General features: G+C 40.6%; 15 protein-coding genes and 1 other annotated feature. Of the genes, 7 read left to right on the forward strand and 8 right to left on the reverse strand.

The features are described from left to right. The first annotated feature begins 41 nt into the window (after positions 1 to 41). Positions 42 to 911 carry a helix-turn-helix domain-containing protein gene (locus MHI15_RS21935; RefSeq protein WP_036677307.1) on the forward strand — a complete coding sequence of 290 codons (870 nt, stop codon included), beginning with the start codon at positions 42 to 44 and terminating at the stop codon, positions 909 to 911. Positions 912 to 981: 70 nt separating this feature from the next. On the opposite strand, the gene MHI15_RS21940 is transcribed toward MHI15_RS21935, so the two are convergent. Continuing rightward, complete coding sequence (locus MHI15_RS21940) at positions 982 to 1,485, reverse strand: DUF1572 family protein (RefSeq protein WP_036677310.1); 504 nt, start codon at positions 1,483 to 1,485, stop codon at positions 982 to 984. 252 nt (positions 1,486 to 1,737) lie between these two features. On the opposite strand from MHI15_RS21940, the gene MHI15_RS21945 reads away from it, so the two are divergent. The 4 genes from MHI15_RS21945 (at position 1,738) to MHI15_RS21960 (ending at position 6,636) form a co-directional block, all read left to right on the forward strand. Continuing rightward, complete coding sequence (locus MHI15_RS21945) at positions 1,738 to 3,822, forward strand: subtype B tannase (protein WP_341164869.1); 2,085 nt, start codon at positions 1,738 to 1,740, stop codon at positions 3,820 to 3,822. Between the two features lie 165 nt (positions 3,823 to 3,987). Continuing rightward, positions 3,988 to 4,680, forward strand: coding sequence for a response regulator transcription factor (locus MHI15_RS21950; RefSeq protein ID WP_341164870.1), 693 nt, complete (start codon positions 3,988 to 3,990; stop codon positions 4,678 to 4,680). After that, on the forward strand, positions 4,677 to 5,924 hold the full coding sequence (locus MHI15_RS21955) for a sensor histidine kinase (RefSeq protein WP_076190352.1): 1,248 nt from the start codon (positions 4,677 to 4,679) through the stop codon (positions 5,922 to 5,924). The genes MHI15_RS21950 and MHI15_RS21955 overlap by 4 nt, the downstream gene beginning before the upstream one ends. A gap of 184 nt (positions 5,925 to 6,108) precedes the next feature. Next, a complete protein-coding gene (locus MHI15_RS21960) occupies positions 6,109 to 6,636 on the forward strand; it encodes a hypothetical protein (protein ID WP_341164871.1) in 528 nt (175 codons plus the stop codon). A gap of 23 nt (positions 6,637 to 6,659) precedes the next feature. Here MHI15_RS21960 and MHI15_RS21965 read toward each other — a convergent pair whose 3' ends face one another. After that, the gene (locus MHI15_RS21965; RefSeq protein WP_076307893.1) at positions 6,660 to 7,649 is read right to left on the reverse strand and encodes a zinc-binding dehydrogenase; all 990 of its coding nucleotides are present in this window, start codon (positions 7,647 to 7,649) and stop codon (positions 6,660 to 6,662) included. 131 nt (positions 7,650 to 7,780) lie between these two features. Between MHI15_RS21965 and MHI15_RS21970 the strand changes: the two genes are divergently transcribed. Further along, positions 7,781 to 8,635, forward strand: coding sequence for a LysR family transcriptional regulator (locus tag MHI15_RS21970; RefSeq protein WP_076278547.1), 855 nt, complete (start codon positions 7,781 to 7,783; stop codon positions 8,633 to 8,635). Between the two features lie 104 nt (positions 8,636 to 8,739). On the opposite strand, the gene MHI15_RS21975 is transcribed toward MHI15_RS21970, so the two are convergent. From MHI15_RS21975 to MHI15_RS21985, 3 genes are all read right to left on the reverse strand, one after another. Next, positions 8,740 to 9,567, reverse strand: a complete 828-nt coding sequence (locus tag MHI15_RS21975; RefSeq protein WP_076125583.1) for a formylglycine-generating enzyme family protein — start codon at positions 9,565 to 9,567, stop codon at positions 8,740 to 8,742. A 162-nt stretch (positions 9,568 to 9,729) separates the two neighbouring features. Beyond that, a complete protein-coding gene (locus tag MHI15_RS21980; protein WP_076190353.1) occupies positions 9,730 to 10,365 on the reverse strand; it encodes a glycoside hydrolase family 11 protein in 636 nt (211 codons plus the stop codon). Between the two features lie 252 nt (positions 10,366 to 10,617). Next, positions 10,618 to 11,499 carry an alpha/beta fold hydrolase gene (locus tag MHI15_RS21985; protein WP_341164872.1) on the reverse strand — a complete coding sequence of 294 codons (882 nt, stop codon included), beginning with the start codon at positions 11,497 to 11,499 and terminating at the stop codon, positions 10,618 to 10,620. A 157-nt stretch (positions 11,500 to 11,656) separates the two neighbouring features. Here MHI15_RS21985 and MHI15_RS21990 point away from each other — a divergent pair, with 157 nt between their 5' ends. Continuing rightward, entirely contained in the window at positions 11,657 to 12,370 is a 714-nt protein-coding gene (locus MHI15_RS21990; RefSeq protein ID WP_076125585.1) for a MerR family DNA-binding transcriptional regulator, read from the forward strand. 47 nt (positions 12,371 to 12,417) lie between these two features. On the opposite strand, the gene MHI15_RS21995 is transcribed toward MHI15_RS21990, so the two are convergent. The 3 genes from MHI15_RS21995 to MHI15_RS22005 all read right to left on the reverse strand — a co-directional run bounded on the left by MHI15_RS21995 (position 12,418) and on the right by MHI15_RS22005 (position 14,068). Continuing rightward, positions 12,418 to 12,888, reverse strand: coding sequence for a GNAT family N-acetyltransferase (locus tag MHI15_RS21995; protein WP_341164873.1), 471 nt, complete (start codon positions 12,886 to 12,888; stop codon positions 12,418 to 12,420). Positions 12,889 to 13,077: 189 nt separating this feature from the next. Beyond that, the gene (locus MHI15_RS22000) at positions 13,078 to 13,227 is read right to left on the reverse strand and encodes a hypothetical protein (protein ID WP_341164874.1); all 150 of its coding nucleotides are present in this window, start codon (positions 13,225 to 13,227) and stop codon (positions 13,078 to 13,080) included. 47 nt (positions 13,228 to 13,274) lie between these two features. Continuing rightward, positions 13,275 to 13,515 (reverse strand) — a binding site (T-box leader). A 103-nt stretch (positions 13,516 to 13,618) separates the two neighbouring features. Continuing rightward, entirely contained in the window at positions 13,619 to 14,068 is a 450-nt protein-coding gene (locus MHI15_RS22005) for a DUF1569 domain-containing protein (protein WP_076125859.1), read from the reverse strand. Positions 14,069 to 14,103: the final 35 nt, after the last annotated feature.

Below are 14,103 nucleotides of genomic sequence, written 5' to 3' on the forward strand. Positions count from 1 at the left end.
TTTCATTTGTACAATTGTGCTATAGGAGGTGCAGTCTATAAATGTTGGACTATGATAAACATCTACAGGAACCCATGGACATGCCGGATCCCGAGTTTCCGATTAAAGTACATACCCAGCGTTTCAACCAAGAAGGAGTTATGTTGTTCCCACATCATTGGCATGAGCATCTTGAGTTTATATTTATTGAAAGTGGTGAGGCTGTTTTTGAGTGCGGACGAACACCGATCAACGTTCGGGCTGGCGATTTAGTTGCTGTGAACAGCAACGAGCTGCATTATGGGGTAAGCGCTTCTTCTGATTTATTGTATTATGCGATTATTGCAGATACTTCTTTGCTGCATAGTGCGGTAAGCGACGCTGCCGAAACCAAGTTCATCGCCCCGATTCAGCGGAACCAGCTGCTGTTACGTAACCATATCCGGGGGGATCAGCATATTACTGACTGTGCTTTGGCGATTATTCGGGAACTGGAACGTCGCGAATTTGGTTACGAGCTGGCTGTCAAGTCCGAGCTATACCGCCTGTTAACGCTGTTGTTGCGCAGACATATCGTCACCGTACTCTCACAAGCTGAGCAAGAGAGGCGTATTCAGACCGTTGAACGCTTCGCACCTGTTTTGCGTTATATCGATACCCATTACCAGGAACCGATTCAAGTTGACGAACTTGCGGCGCTAACGGGGCTAAGCCGCTTCCATTTCAGCCGTCTCTTTAAGGAACTAACTGGGCATACGATATCGGAATATGTAAATGCTGTCCGTTTAGACCGTGCAGATTATTTGCTCCGCCATACCCAGCTAACGATTTCTGAAATCGCTACCACTACCGGCTTCAGCGATATCTACTATTTCAGCCGCACCTTCAAAAAGCATAAAAAAGTAACCCCTAGCAGTGTGAGGGGATTCTAGTTAGAGTGAACAAAGGACTGCCTCTTGGCAGTCCTTTGTTAGTGTATACAGCGTTCCTCTAGTTAAACTATTATTGCCACACAAGCTGTCCCTTTCTTATTTTTGCTGCATAGATGATTTGGCCTGTATGATAATGGACTTCTCTCACCATCGCTATCATGAGATTAAGAGCAGTGGTCTCGTTATTTACTTGGCTATATGTAAGTGGTGGCAAATTAAGAAAGGGTTGTGACATCAATAACTCCGGGTTAGATTGGAGCCGTTCAAGATATTGGATAATAATATCAAAAGCATCCCTGGTCATGGTTATAGCTTGTTCTTTAGTCATTTCTAGACCTCTTTCAAACTCCCTCTCTCTATCTCTTGTATCAGGAATATCTAAAAGAATGGTTTCAATTCGTGAGTGTACTGCCCCGCTAATATGAGCAACCAAATTTGCAATACTGTTACTTTCCACGGTTGGGGACCATGTAATATCCTCTTGGGTACATTGCTCGATTGCTTGGAGCGTCCATTTCTTTTCCGATCTAAATTTAACCAACATACTTTCAATTAACTCAATGGCGATATCCATTGCTAACCTCCTATTGATATAACCTATGTAAATTTTACCAAACTCATCTCTACTGTCAAATGAAATCCAGTACCAATGCTATTTTTATGCCACAATGTTTTGTTACATTCTTATCCGAGCTCCTGAGTAGAGTTAATTGATAACGTTTGTTGGCCTTAAAAGAAGGAGTTGGTATATCACACTGGATCATTCAGATTAGTACAAAAGAGACTGATGAGATTATCTACTATTTTTAGAAAAAGGAGATACGAAATGAAACTTAAAAAATGGATTGCCCCTATCCTCACATGTTCTCTGATGAGCCTCTCTTTCGCTACAGGATCTGCAAGTGCAGCAACTAACAGCGAGTATAGCTTGAAATTCAATGCGACTAACTATACTACAAAGACCATAACGGTGGATGGTCAATCCGTCACTTATCGGGCATATGAGAATATCGTTTATGTAAAGAACCCTGTAGATATTAATTATGAAACTATGAACGTCTATGTCCCTGAGGAATACTTCCAGGGTAAGTCGATCGGTAGTTACACCGCCGATACCGCACCTATCTTCTTCCCAAACCAGGTTGGCGGGTATATGCCTGCTCAGCCAGGTAGTACTGAAACAGGTAAAGGAATGGGTATGGGGGCAGGTCCACAGAACGGCGCTCCGAAAACAGACAAGGAATCCGCAGCAGCCCCAGGCGCCGATACAGGAACGGAATTGAATAAACCCGCTGCGGGTAAAGACGAAAACGCAGGAACACCTTCATCTGAATCTCCCAGTGCTATCGCAGTTGCCCTGTCCAAAGGTTATGTGGTCGCATCTCCAGGCGCTCGCGGTAGAACTACAAAGGACGAAAAAGGTGTTTACACTGGTAAGGCACCCGCAGCTATCGTAGATCTGAAGGCGGCTGTCCGCTACCTTCGCTTTAACGACGACATTATGCCTGGTGACGCCGAGAAGATCATCTCTAACGGCACAAGTGCTGGCGGCGCGCTCTCCGCATTACTGGGTGCTACCGGCAACAATGCGGAATATGAGCCTTATTTGGAAGCGATCGGAGCAGCTGATGAGCGTGACGACGTTTTTGCCGTTTCGGCCTACACGCCGATTACGAATCTAGATAACGCAGATGCAGCTTATGAGTGGCAATTCAACGGAATTAACACTTATGAAAAACTTGATTTCTCCGGAAATACGGATTTTAACATGGAAAGAACGTTGGTAGAAGGAACATTGACGGAGGATCAGATTCAGGTATCTAACGAACTGGAAGCTATGTTCCCTGAATACGTCAATAGTCTAGGACTTACGAATACTGACGGAACAGCTTTGAAGATGGATGCGGACGGCAATGGCACCTTTAAAGATTACATCAAAGCTTTTGTGATCGCTTCAGCGCAAAAAGCGTTAAAATCGGGTACAGATCTGTCCGACAAAACCTGGATCACCATTGAAAATGGCACTGTTACGGATATCGACTATGATCAATATCTCGCATACTTGGGCAGAATGAAACTGCCTGGAGCCTTTGACGGTTTAGACCTGAGCAATGGTGAAAACGATCTATTCGGCACAGCGAATGTCGCTGCCCAGCATTTTACTCAGTTCGGTTTGGAGCATGATATAGCGGGGGGAACACTTGCTGACCAGAATCTAGTGAAAATGATGAATCCAATGAACTATATCAGCACTGAGGGAACAACCACTACAAATAATTGGCGGATTCGGATGGGAACCAAGGATAGTGATACCTCCCTCGCTGTTTCTACTATATTGGCAACAGAGCTTGAGAACAAAGGTTCAAACGTTGACTTTGCAATGGCTTGGGATATTCCACACAGCGGAGATTACGATCTGGATGAGCTTTTTGCTTGGGCGGACAAGGTTAGTGCTACTTCACCAAAAGCATCCGCAGCTGCCATTCCTTCCAAATCATCATTGTTGGTGAATAGTAACAAGATATCTGTTAACGCGTACAATATCGACGGCAGCAACTATTTTAAATTACGGGACATTGCTATGGTTGTAAACAACACTACACAACAGTTTGAAGTGACATCGGATGAAAATACAAATACTTTAAACATTACATCTGACAAAACGTACACTCCGACGGGCATTGAACTTTCAGCATCTGTAAATACTAGTTCAAAGACCGGTGTTATGACAGCCACTAAGATAACTTTGAACGGACAAGAAATTTCAGTAACGGGCTATAATATCGGCGGTAGTGAGTATTTTAAGCTGAGGGATATTGCAAAATCACTTGATTTTAATTTGGAATGGGATGCTGGAACGCACACCATAAGTATAGATACTTCTAACATCTATAAGGACAGTAATAAATAATAGAACAGTAACTTATTCTGGTTACAAGAGGCCGATCCTTCAATCGGTCTCTTTCCATTCCATGTAGAATGCGATTATTTCCCTCACGAACATGCAGTCTTCCTTGCTCCTTTTAGACAATTTACATACAATAAGGTCCAAGATATCGGAATAAAGGTGGTAGCTATGCAGGGTAAAGTGAACATACTAATTTGTGATGACAATATAGCTGTACATGAGAGCATATCTGCTTATTTACAGGCGGAAAATATGGAATATGAATCCGTATACAATGGTGAGGAAGTTCTTTACAAATTGGAAGATCAGCATTTTGATCTCATAATTCTAGATATTATGCTGCCTGGACTTTTTGGGACAGAGGTCTGCCGTAAGATTCGCTTGACTAGTAACGTCCCGATTATAATGCTGAGCGCAAAAGGTGAGGAAACTGACCGCATATTAGGCTTGGAAATTGGTGCAGATGACTATATTACAAAACCGTTCTCCCCCCGGGAGGTCGTTACAAGAGTAAAAACCATTTTAAAACGCACTCATTACACCTTTCCAAGTGAAGACGCCATCCTGACGCTGGGAGAAATGAAGATTGACCGAAATGCTTTTAATATCAAAATTAATGGATCACGAATGGAATTTACACCTAAAGAGATCGAATTGCTTATCTATTTTACAGTTAATAAAAACAAGGTGCTTTCAAGAGAACAAATCTTAAATAAGGTCTGGGGTTATGATTATTTCGGTGATACAAGAGCCGTTGATAATCTCATTAAAAGAATGAGAAAAAAACTGCCTGAAAAGAATTTGGGATTTGAAATCAAGTCTGTTTATGGGATGGGCTACAAAATGGAGACTTCCACATGAAAAAAGTAACTTCCAACAAAAAAGTGATATATCTGGCCATCCTCTTTTGTTTCATTTTAGGACAACTTGGAGGAACCTTGATTATTAAACAGCTTTTTTTGAATTATAAATTAAAAGATATGCTGCCTCAGGCCTCTGCTATAGCTGCTGAAATGGCACAAAATGAGATGAGCATTCGAGGTTTTAAACCGTATCTTATGAAGGTGTATGATTTAGAGGGAAATGACCTTTCACCTGGTGACGAAAATAAGCATCTTTTTTTCAATGTTACATCGGAAGAATTCAAGGATGCCCTTATAGATTATATTCCCGAAGTAATTAAGTACAATAAATTCGCTGCGATTAAAAATATTAATGGGTTTCCGAGTAAATCCATTGTCGTAGGCGCACCTATTATTCAGGATAAACAAGCGGTCGGAGTCGTCTTTTTATTAGAACCTGGCAGTGAATTTCAGGCGGTATTGAATGGCTTCTATTACGTTTTTACAGGTACCCTTTTGTTAGGCACACTAATAATCAGCTTCTTTATATCCTCCTATCTAAAGGAGATGAAGCAGCTTGAAAAGACTCGTCGGGATTATATAGCGAATATTAGCCATGAGCTGAAATCTCCCATTGCCTCTATCAGAGCTTTAACGGAGACGCTGGCAGATGGAATGATTCAAGATGAAGAAAAAACAAATAAATACTATGGAATTATTTTATCCGAATGTGCGCGCTTGCAACGATTAATTTATGATGTACTGGAATTATCAAGAATGCAAAATAAAAAAGAAACTTGGAATAAAGAAAAAATAGATACTCAGGAATTAGTCATGCTTATTGAGTCTAAATACTCTTTCTTGTCCGATGAAATGGGCATTGTATTTGAGATTACAGATAACGCCAGAAACCTTCCAGATGTTTTTTCTAATAAAGATAAAGTGTTGCAATTAGTCAATATTTTGATGGATAACGCCATGAAATACGTTCAGGAGGATGGGAAAATAACTTTTGATGCTATTGTGCATTCGAGGGTTGTAACTGTGCAGATATCAGACAATGGACCCGGCATTGCAAAAGAGCACCTCCCTTATATCTTTGAAAGATTTTACAAAAGTGAACAGTCCCATAATGAAAAAGGAAGTGGTCTTGGGCTTGCTATCGCCGAGGAAATTGTAAATGGTCTGGGAGAAAAAATATCGGTTACAAGCAAACCGGGAAAAGGAACGGCTTTTCAATTTACCATTAGACGGTTCAAATAATAACTCTCTCATTTAACACCAAGAAGGTCAGGTAAGGGTATTTCCCTCTACTGACCTTCTTATATTTTATTAATTGTGTAAAAGAAACTATCTTCCATCTTATGGGTATAATTAACATAAAGCTCTATAGGAGGGAAAATCATTGAGAAAAATAAGGAAGCTGATTCTTTTAGGATTTTGCATCATGATTTTACCGGGAACCGTGATTTATGCTGCAGCTGGCTCATCTGAAGTATCATTATATTTGAATAATGTGCTTCAAAAACAGCCCGCAATATTGTCCGAAGGTTCGATTTCCTTGACGACTGAACAGTTGTCTAAAGATTTATTTGCACTATTCGCCTTGGATGAATCAGGTAAAACCGTTCGAATCTACAAGCCTAATATAAACATGGTTATGCTCGATAATAACGGAGAGATTTTTGGTAAAGTAAAAAGCCCGTCACGTTTTGCATTTTCGACTCTATTACAGGTGGATCATTTAAAAACAGAAATTTCAGATATTAAGGTTGTGATCACCGATCCTGCGGATAAAACAGAAACCATTGATGCTCAACAAATTAAGAACAGCGAAGAAAACTTTTGGTTCAAAACCAATGAGTATACATATTCCTTTACTACAAAGGGCACCTACACTATTCAAGTATTTTTTAAAGATGTGGCTTCGAAAAAGTGGTTTCCTGTCTCCGAAATCGATATATTTGGCATTTGAATTCCAGTTATAAGGGACTCCGCTCATTCTATTCTTATCGCGATATTACCAAATTGTTCTCCCTGCTGCATTCGGTGAAAGGCTTGAACTGTGTCTTGTAAAGGATACACTCGATCAATGATAGGTCGAATCGAATGGTGTTCCATAAACTGAAGCATATCCGCAAACTCTTCACTACTTCCCATTGAACTACCTATGATACTAATTTGCGGGAAAAATATGGCTCGCGTCGGGATTTCGATTCGATCTCCTGAGCTTGCACCAAACGTAACAATACGTCCATTGGGTTTAATAATATCAAAGTAATGTGGGAACGTCGCAGGCCCAATGCTGTCGAGGATGAGATGAACGGTGTCTCCTTTCATGCTTTCCTTCCAGTTGCTATGACTGTCAAACGCATGATCAGCTCCATGAGCGAGTGCAGCTTGTCTTTTCGTTTCACTGCGTGAAGTGACACTGATACGTGCACCCACCGCTGAAGCCATCATCATGGCATAAGTCGCAACCCCACCACCAATACCAGGTATAAGAACATGTTCACCTTTCTTTAAGCGGCCTCTAGTGAATAGCGCCCGATAGGCTGTTAAGGCAGATAAGGGCAGCACGCCGGCTTCTTCCCATGACAGGTAAGCTGGCTTGCTGATGGCATTTTGCGCAGGAATGATGATTGACTCAGCGAATGTGCCTTCTGAAGGTCCCCCTACAATAGCTGGAACGTTTGAAACATTATCGGTATGTTCCCATCCGATGCACGGATTAATGATGACATCTTCACCTACATTATGATCAAGCACACCTTCACCTATTGCTTCAATTCTCCCCGCACCATCAGAACCAATAATCAAAGGAACATCCTGTTTTGTTCTGGCATCCATGATAAACAAGTCCCTGTGGTTTAGCCCTGCAGCCTTTAACCTAACCTTCACTTCTCCAATCCCCGGTCTTTTATCCATAATCTCTTTATAGTTCAAGCCCTTCAGGCCACCTTCTCCAGCATGTATAATGGCTTTCATCATCTAAGCCCCTTCCTCAAGTTGTTATTAATGAATCTATAATAAATTTTACATAGTGGGTGTAATCCAGTAAAATGATCAAAACTGAAGGTGACTATCATAAATCATCATACCAAGAAGGTGCAAAGGAAATGGAAAGTGGAGATTTGAGAATATTTCAAGCGGTTGCTCGCGAGGGTAGCATAACGAAGGCTGCTCAAGTCTTGAATTATGTCCAATCAAATGTGACGAACCGGATTCAGTATCTAGAAGCTCAGCTGAAAATCCCCCTATTTCGTCGATCCAATCGAGGGATGACGTTAACGCCGGCAGGTGAGAACTTACTGGTATATACAGACAAAATATTATTACTAATGGACGAGGCTGTGATAACCACACAATACTCTGAGCACCCTGCTGGTCCGCTCCGTTTAGGTTCCATCGAAACAACAGCGGCTACTCATCTAACGCCTCTGCTAACCGAATATCACTTACGATATCCCGAGGTTAATCTATCGCTTATAACGGGAGAAACGCATAAACTCTTACAAAAGGTGCTTGATTACCAACTAGATGGAGCCTTTGTTTATGGGCCCATTGACCAGCCTGATATAGAACATGTTGTTGCTTTCGAAGAGGAGCTGGTGCTTATCTCACAACCAGGTAAGAGCGATATGCGCGAATTGCTTACAAAGCCAATGTTGTTTTTCGACGTTGGATGTACACATCGCGCCAAAGCTGAGAGTTTCCTAAATGAAAGCGGGATGAGCTCTTATAAGATTATGGAATACGGAACGTTAGATGTAATTCTAAGTGGGGTTACCGCTGGACTCGGCGTGTCTATGCTGCCCCAATCTTCGATTTCCAAGGCTGAAGAGGCGGGAGTAATTACTTCCCACCGTCTGCCTGAAGGATATCGAGATTTGCAGGTATGGTTTGTGTATCGCCGGAACGCGGTTTTTTCTAGTGCTTTGTCAAAACTAATCCAAATGATCGAAGAAATATAGCAAACATACATATTGGGGTTTGGTTATATTCGAGCGCAAAGCTTGTTTATTAATCAAACCCTTTTCAGCTTTTTCCGATTATACTTGGTATGTCTTGTTCCCCTCTACTCACCACGAATTACTCGAAAACCTTGATCAGGACCCATACCATTCGCTTCGAACTTTCCCCGAAAAGAAATCTCGTTGTTGCTGATACCGCCGATCCACCCGCCACCCTTTACAACCCGGAAAGAACCGCTCTTACTATCTATATCTCCGTACCAGTTCCAACACCATTCCCTTACATTCCCTGACATATCGTAAAGACCTAGCTCATTAGGTTTTTTGCCACCGATAGATTTTGTTTTGTTGTGGTTGTTTTCTATGATCGGCCAGTTCCAATCTCCTGATAAGTATTTGTCTCCAGCATTTTGCCAATACCATGCTACTTCATCTGCTTTATTGCTTCCACTGTAGGTGTAACTTTTGCTCAACTGTCCTCCACTTGCAGCATATTCCCACTCTGCTTCAGTAGGCAATCGGTAACCATTAGCTCCTGCATTGAGCGTTACTGTCCATTTTAAATTATCGTTATCACTCTTATTATTCGGATCTTTTTTATTTTTATCTATATTGTAATAGGGTTTGAACCCCTCTTTTATACTTCTTTTATTACAGTAATCTATTACGTCATACCAATTAACCATTTCTACTGGCAAGTTGTCGCCTTTGAATGCTGAAGGGTTGCTTCCCATTATTTCAACCCACTCTTTCTGAGTCACTTCATATTGGCCGATATAGAAATTTGATATAGTTGTACTTTTGTAGTTGGAATTTGTGTTAATGAAAGTCCCGCCTTTGACTAATACATAAGTATCCTTATGTTCAGGCTTTTCTTGCGAACAAGCGCTGATAACAACTACTATTAAAAGAGAAATTAATAGTTTTCTCATGGATATATCTCCTTTCCAACCACTGGTATGTAGTTAAGTATCATTGTTGAATGATCTAGAATGATCTAAGGCTGCCGGCTGTGGACCGACAACCTTAGCAATGATAGTGATTAATAGTTATTTTAATAAGCTGGAGATGCCTGAGCTGGTCCGATGCTCAAGTTACCATACTGTTACGTTTGAGCTCCCGCTACTTTGATATCCTTCTGTCGCTAACACCTGATAAGACCAACTGCTGCCCAGATTCATTCCGTAACTTTTCCAAGCATTAACGTGGTTGGCAAAAGTGATCGCAACATTGCTTCCAGTTGCTCGCTTGGATTGTCTTACACTCCAAAACTGTGTGAAGGTTGCCGTACCATCAATAGAAGGGGCGTTCGTTCTCGTAGTCGTATATATATCATATGTGCCTCCATCACTGGTCACGGTACCTTTATAGGTTCCAGTAGGTCTATAAGTGCCCCAGCTATCAACGACGTAATATTCTATGAGGGAGTTTCTCGTCCACCCATAAAGAGTTAAATACCCATTCCCGGATGGTGCCCAGACGCCTGCATTGTAGTTTATTGTCCTAGATGGAGATCCAGTATTCCAACCTTTACCAACAACAAAGTTACCAGTATTTGACCATGTAACACTGTAATTCCCACCAGATCCATTAGTAGCATTTACTGTCCCGCCACCATCGGTCCAATTTTGCCAATAGTCTGTCGCTGCACTCGAGGTTGCTGCAAACAAGCTGAAACTCATTGTAGCTGCCATAATTACAGTCACGATTTTCTTGTTAAATTTAAACATAATCTACCTCCTGAAATTTTTTGTCACTACATACCTACATACTGCTTGTCTGTATTTCTAGTAGTCGAAGCAATTCCTTATTGGGGCAGATTCGCAACACCACTTCCTTCCATATATATTAATGTAAGCGATTTCATAGAAAATCTTATCATAGATCGTTTACTATTTAATCTCTTCAAATTAAAGATTTTACCCTAAAAAGTATTGTTCTTTTGGGATACCTTATTCACTGGATTTTTGTATCTGCCACAATTACAATCCAGTATTTTTTAGTAACACGTTCATAAACCAAGGCTTAATCAGTGGTAAGACTACTGCTGGTTGCATAGCTTTTGTATGGTCCATCTCGGCTCCCGTAAGGATTTCAACATCCCAACCTAAATCAGCCAGCGTCTCCTTATTTCTTTTTAACAACCCGACGATGTCAACGGTAACGTTCCCGAAATTTTCACCGTAAACGATCCTATCATTTCCACCTGCAAAAGCTAGTTTAGGGAGACTAAGCAAATGTTGAATACTGCGATCATCAAAGGCTGTAAGGCTCTGATATAGAGTGACAAATTGTGCTGTAACACGGGTATCTATGGTAACCTTTATATTGTCCCAATCCATTTCGTTTGGACTCTCCGGTCCTGCTGGGCTTTCCACAGGATCATTTTGGTTACTCAAAGCTTGTGTATGTGTTTTATGGGTCACAACCCTCATTTCTTGATAGGGGCCATTATAGGGTGGAAAACCTCCCATTACCAAACTCTCCAAGCGATCTGTTCTTATAGCCATTTGCAATCCAATCAACGCAAGCCAGGAATAACCGTAGTAACTAAAGCTTGTAACATTCATTTCATCCGCAATGTGGAGAAGATCCTTCACAATATGATCTGCTGTTAGATTTTCCTCTGGATATTGAAATAGATGACCTTCATAATCGAAATAAAGCACTTGAAAAGTGTCCGCTAATCCTTCAACAAAATGTTTACCTAATTCGGGATCTACTCCCCACAGCTTTAAGTTTTCTGCTTCCTGATTGTACACAGATTTTTTAGCGATGGGTAACATGAGGGTTGGGCAATCTGGAAGTCCTGCCATACCTACTTCTATTTCTGATTGATTTGCTAATTGTATTATCTTTTTCAATGAACTCACTCCTTTATGTTCTATAAAAGTATCATATAACATTCATGCAATCTTTCGGTTTATCCCTCTACCTCCCTTGATATATCTACCTAAATTCGATTTAATATTGTTGTAGCACTTGAAGGTTCAACTTTAATGTTTTGGGGTGATGATGTTTATGGAAGAGATATATACACCTACACTGATAGCTAAGCAATTAAATGTGAGTACCACTACTTTAAGGAGATACGAAGATCAAGGCTTAATTCCAGATGTACCAAGGACCGCCAGCAACCGCAGATGTTACACTTCCATCCATGTGCAAGCTTTTATTACCATTCGGGCATTATTGCAGGGATATGAAATTCCGGTTGTGTACGATGTGATGAGGAAGATAAAAGGCCAGCAGATGGAGTCTGCTCTTTGGGCAATCAATCAAGAGCAACATAATACCCAAGTGGAAAAAGAAAGGTTAGAGGAAGTCTTACGCATGTTTCGGGATGTTGATTTATCTAAATACAAAGATTTAACTGTATCAGATTCAATGACGATTGGTGAAGTTGCACAAATGGCAGGAGTTAATCCATCAGCTATTCGGCATTGGGAACAAGAAGGGCTAATCTCTTCGAATAGGAACAAAGATAATGGCTACAGAGTCTTCACTTTAACGGAATTAAGAAAAATTATTCTTATCAGCAGTTTAAGGAAAACTGTTTATTATATCGAGAATATGAAACAGCTTTTGAATGAAATAGAAACACATAACTACAAAAAAGTGGAGATATCCTTTCAGCTTGCCTTACAAAAATTGAATTCTCAATTAATGAAGCAATTTTTCGCGATAGCTGAACTTACAAACTATGTGAAATTGTATAAAAGTAATGCCGAGTAACATATTGATCATAGAAAATGGACTACCTTGCGGTAGCCCTTTTGTGCCTATTTGAACTTGATGTCAACAATCTTCCCGCTTTCCACAAAACCAATATTTCGATAAACCTTATTCGAGTCAGGATTCTTTAAATCAGCATAAAGCATGGGCACTAAATTCTCCGATAAAAGAACGGAACATAACTCTGCTACTAGTGCACTTGCATAACCCTTTTTCCGGCAAGAAGGTGGTGTGTATACCGCATTTAATCTGGAATATCTTGCCGACCTATGTGCAATGTACGCCATCGATACAGGTTTATCGTCTACAAACCATATATACAAGTCCCCTGTCTCAATCATCCTCTTGGCATCTAGAATTTTAGCTTCTGGGTTCACCCTAACCCCATAAGCCCCCTCTGAGAAACCCGCCAAAAACTCTGCTACAATGGCCAGGTTTTTTCTCGTTGCTTGTTGCATTGTACCCTTTACGTTCAACGGTTTCTTTGGATCTGTACAGAAATAAGATTCTATAGTCATCGTGGACTCATATTGAAGATGATTTGCCTGAGAATACAGCTGTGCAAAACGTTCTGTTGTTTTTGGTTCTCCAGATACTCCCGGTAATGTAGTCTCTTTAAGAAATTCTATAAGTTCTTCGTAGAGAACGGCCTTCTTATCCTCGACAATATCCTTAGAACTCCAAAGCCATGCGTTATGTCCCGTTGACTAGGCATAAATCATTGTTTCATCAGAATCTTTTAAGCAAGTAGAACTCTTCGACTCGCAAATAAGGTGAATCAGGTTGTATTGAACCTCATCAGCAATAAATATATCCTGGCTAAGTATTCGATCGGAGACATTGATTTTTTGAAACATTGTTACTCCTCCTTATTTATTTATAAGAACGCAAAAAACTCCGTCCCATTAGGGACGGAGTAGATTCCGCGTTACCACCCTGATTGGTGTATTTATGAATACACCCTCTCTGCTGCCATCGTCCAACAACGATGCTTCTTTGTAACGGCAGAATCCCGGGCCCGCCTACTATGATTTCGGGAGCCAGCTCTGAGGCGATTGTTCGATTCGGGTGTCCTCTGCCTCGCACCAACCGGCAGTTCTCTGATCGACATATCCGGATTTACTTGTCCTCTTCGTCGCATTTGATTGCAATGTAATTAGATACAATATAAAGTAATAGGGATTTTATGTCAATAAAAAATATGTAAGTTGGCGACGTTAAACAATTATTATTCACTGCGAAAAAAGACTAAACACCAAATTGTCTTAAATGATGGTCTAGATGTTTATAAATCCCTTTACCCCATTGCTCCGGAGTGAATTTTCCGAAAAAAGGATGTGGATGGGATGAACAATTCTCCGGACCGTTACTTTGAAAAGTTATAATCTTTTGTTTCAGTATTTCTTTTTCTTTTCCAAAATCTCTATCATCTAAAATAAGTATGGTCGGAATTGTTGACATATTATGTGGTACTGGCTTGTCATTGTAAAAAATAGATTTCACAAACCCTCCTATTAATATTCCTAGCCAACTTCTAGGAGGAAAGGAGTTTCCATTTGCGATGTCTTGAAATGCTGAACAGTGAGCCAACATTTGAGAAACATTCATTTTTCCCCACTGTGGGTTTGAATTAGGACTTAAATTCTCGATACGGCTCAGTATTTCCGCTGTATGTAATTTGTTATATATATTTTCCATAAACACACTTCCATTACGTTTTTTGGGTTTTCGAT

The organism is Paenibacillus sp. FSL H7-0918, from assembly GCF_038007025.1.
In the GTDB taxonomy this organism is placed as follows: Bacteria; Bacillota; Bacilli; order Paenibacillales; family Paenibacillaceae; genus Paenibacillus_AQ; species Paenibacillus_AQ odorifer.

Bases quoted from the DNA above. Each gene is read 5' to 3' on its own strand.
- MHI15_RS21935 (WP_036677307.1), top strand. From the start codon at position 42: ATGTTGGACTATGATAAACATCTACAGGAACCCATGGACATGCCGGAT.
- MHI15_RS21940 (WP_036677310.1), bottom strand. From the start codon at position 1,485: ATGGATATCGCCATTGAGTTAATTGAAAGTATGTTGGTTAAATTTAGA.
- MHI15_RS21945 (WP_341164869.1), top strand. From the start codon at position 1,738: ATGAAACTTAAAAAATGGATTGCCCCTATCCTCACATGTTCTCTGATG.
- MHI15_RS21950 (WP_341164870.1), top strand. From the start codon at position 3,988: ATGCAGGGTAAAGTGAACATACTAATTTGTGATGACAATATAGCTGTA.
- MHI15_RS21955 (WP_076190352.1), top strand. From the start codon at position 4,677: ATGAAAAAAGTAACTTCCAACAAAAAAGTGATATATCTGGCCATCCTC.
- MHI15_RS21960 (WP_341164871.1), top strand. From the start codon at position 6,109: ATGATTTTACCGGGAACCGTGATTTATGCTGCAGCTGGCTCATCTGAA.
- MHI15_RS21965 (WP_076307893.1), bottom strand. From the start codon at position 7,649: ATGAAAGCCATTATACATGCTGGAGAAGGTGGCCTGAAGGGCTTGAAC.
- MHI15_RS21970 (WP_076278547.1), top strand. From the start codon at position 7,781: ATGGAAAGTGGAGATTTGAGAATATTTCAAGCGGTTGCTCGCGAGGGT.
- MHI15_RS21975 (WP_076125583.1), bottom strand. From the start codon at position 9,567: ATGAGAAAACTATTAATTTCTCTTTTAATAGTAGTTGTTATCAGCGCT.
- MHI15_RS21980 (WP_076190353.1), bottom strand. From the start codon at position 10,365: ATGTTTAAATTTAACAAGAAAATCGTGACTGTAATTATGGCAGCTACA.
- MHI15_RS21990 (WP_076125585.1), top strand. From the start codon at position 11,657: ATGGAAGAGATATATACACCTACACTGATAGCTAAGCAATTAAATGTG.
- MHI15_RS21995 (WP_341164873.1), bottom strand. From the start codon at position 12,888: ATGACTATAGAATCTTATTTCTGTACAGATCCAAAGAAACCGTTGAAC.
- MHI15_RS22000 (WP_341164874.1), bottom strand. From the start codon at position 13,227: ATGTTTCAAAAAATCAATGTCTCCGATCGAATACTTAGCCAGGATATA.
- MHI15_RS22005 (WP_076125859.1), bottom strand. From the start codon at position 14,068: ATGGAAAATATATATAACAAATTACATACAGCGGAAATACTGAGCCGT.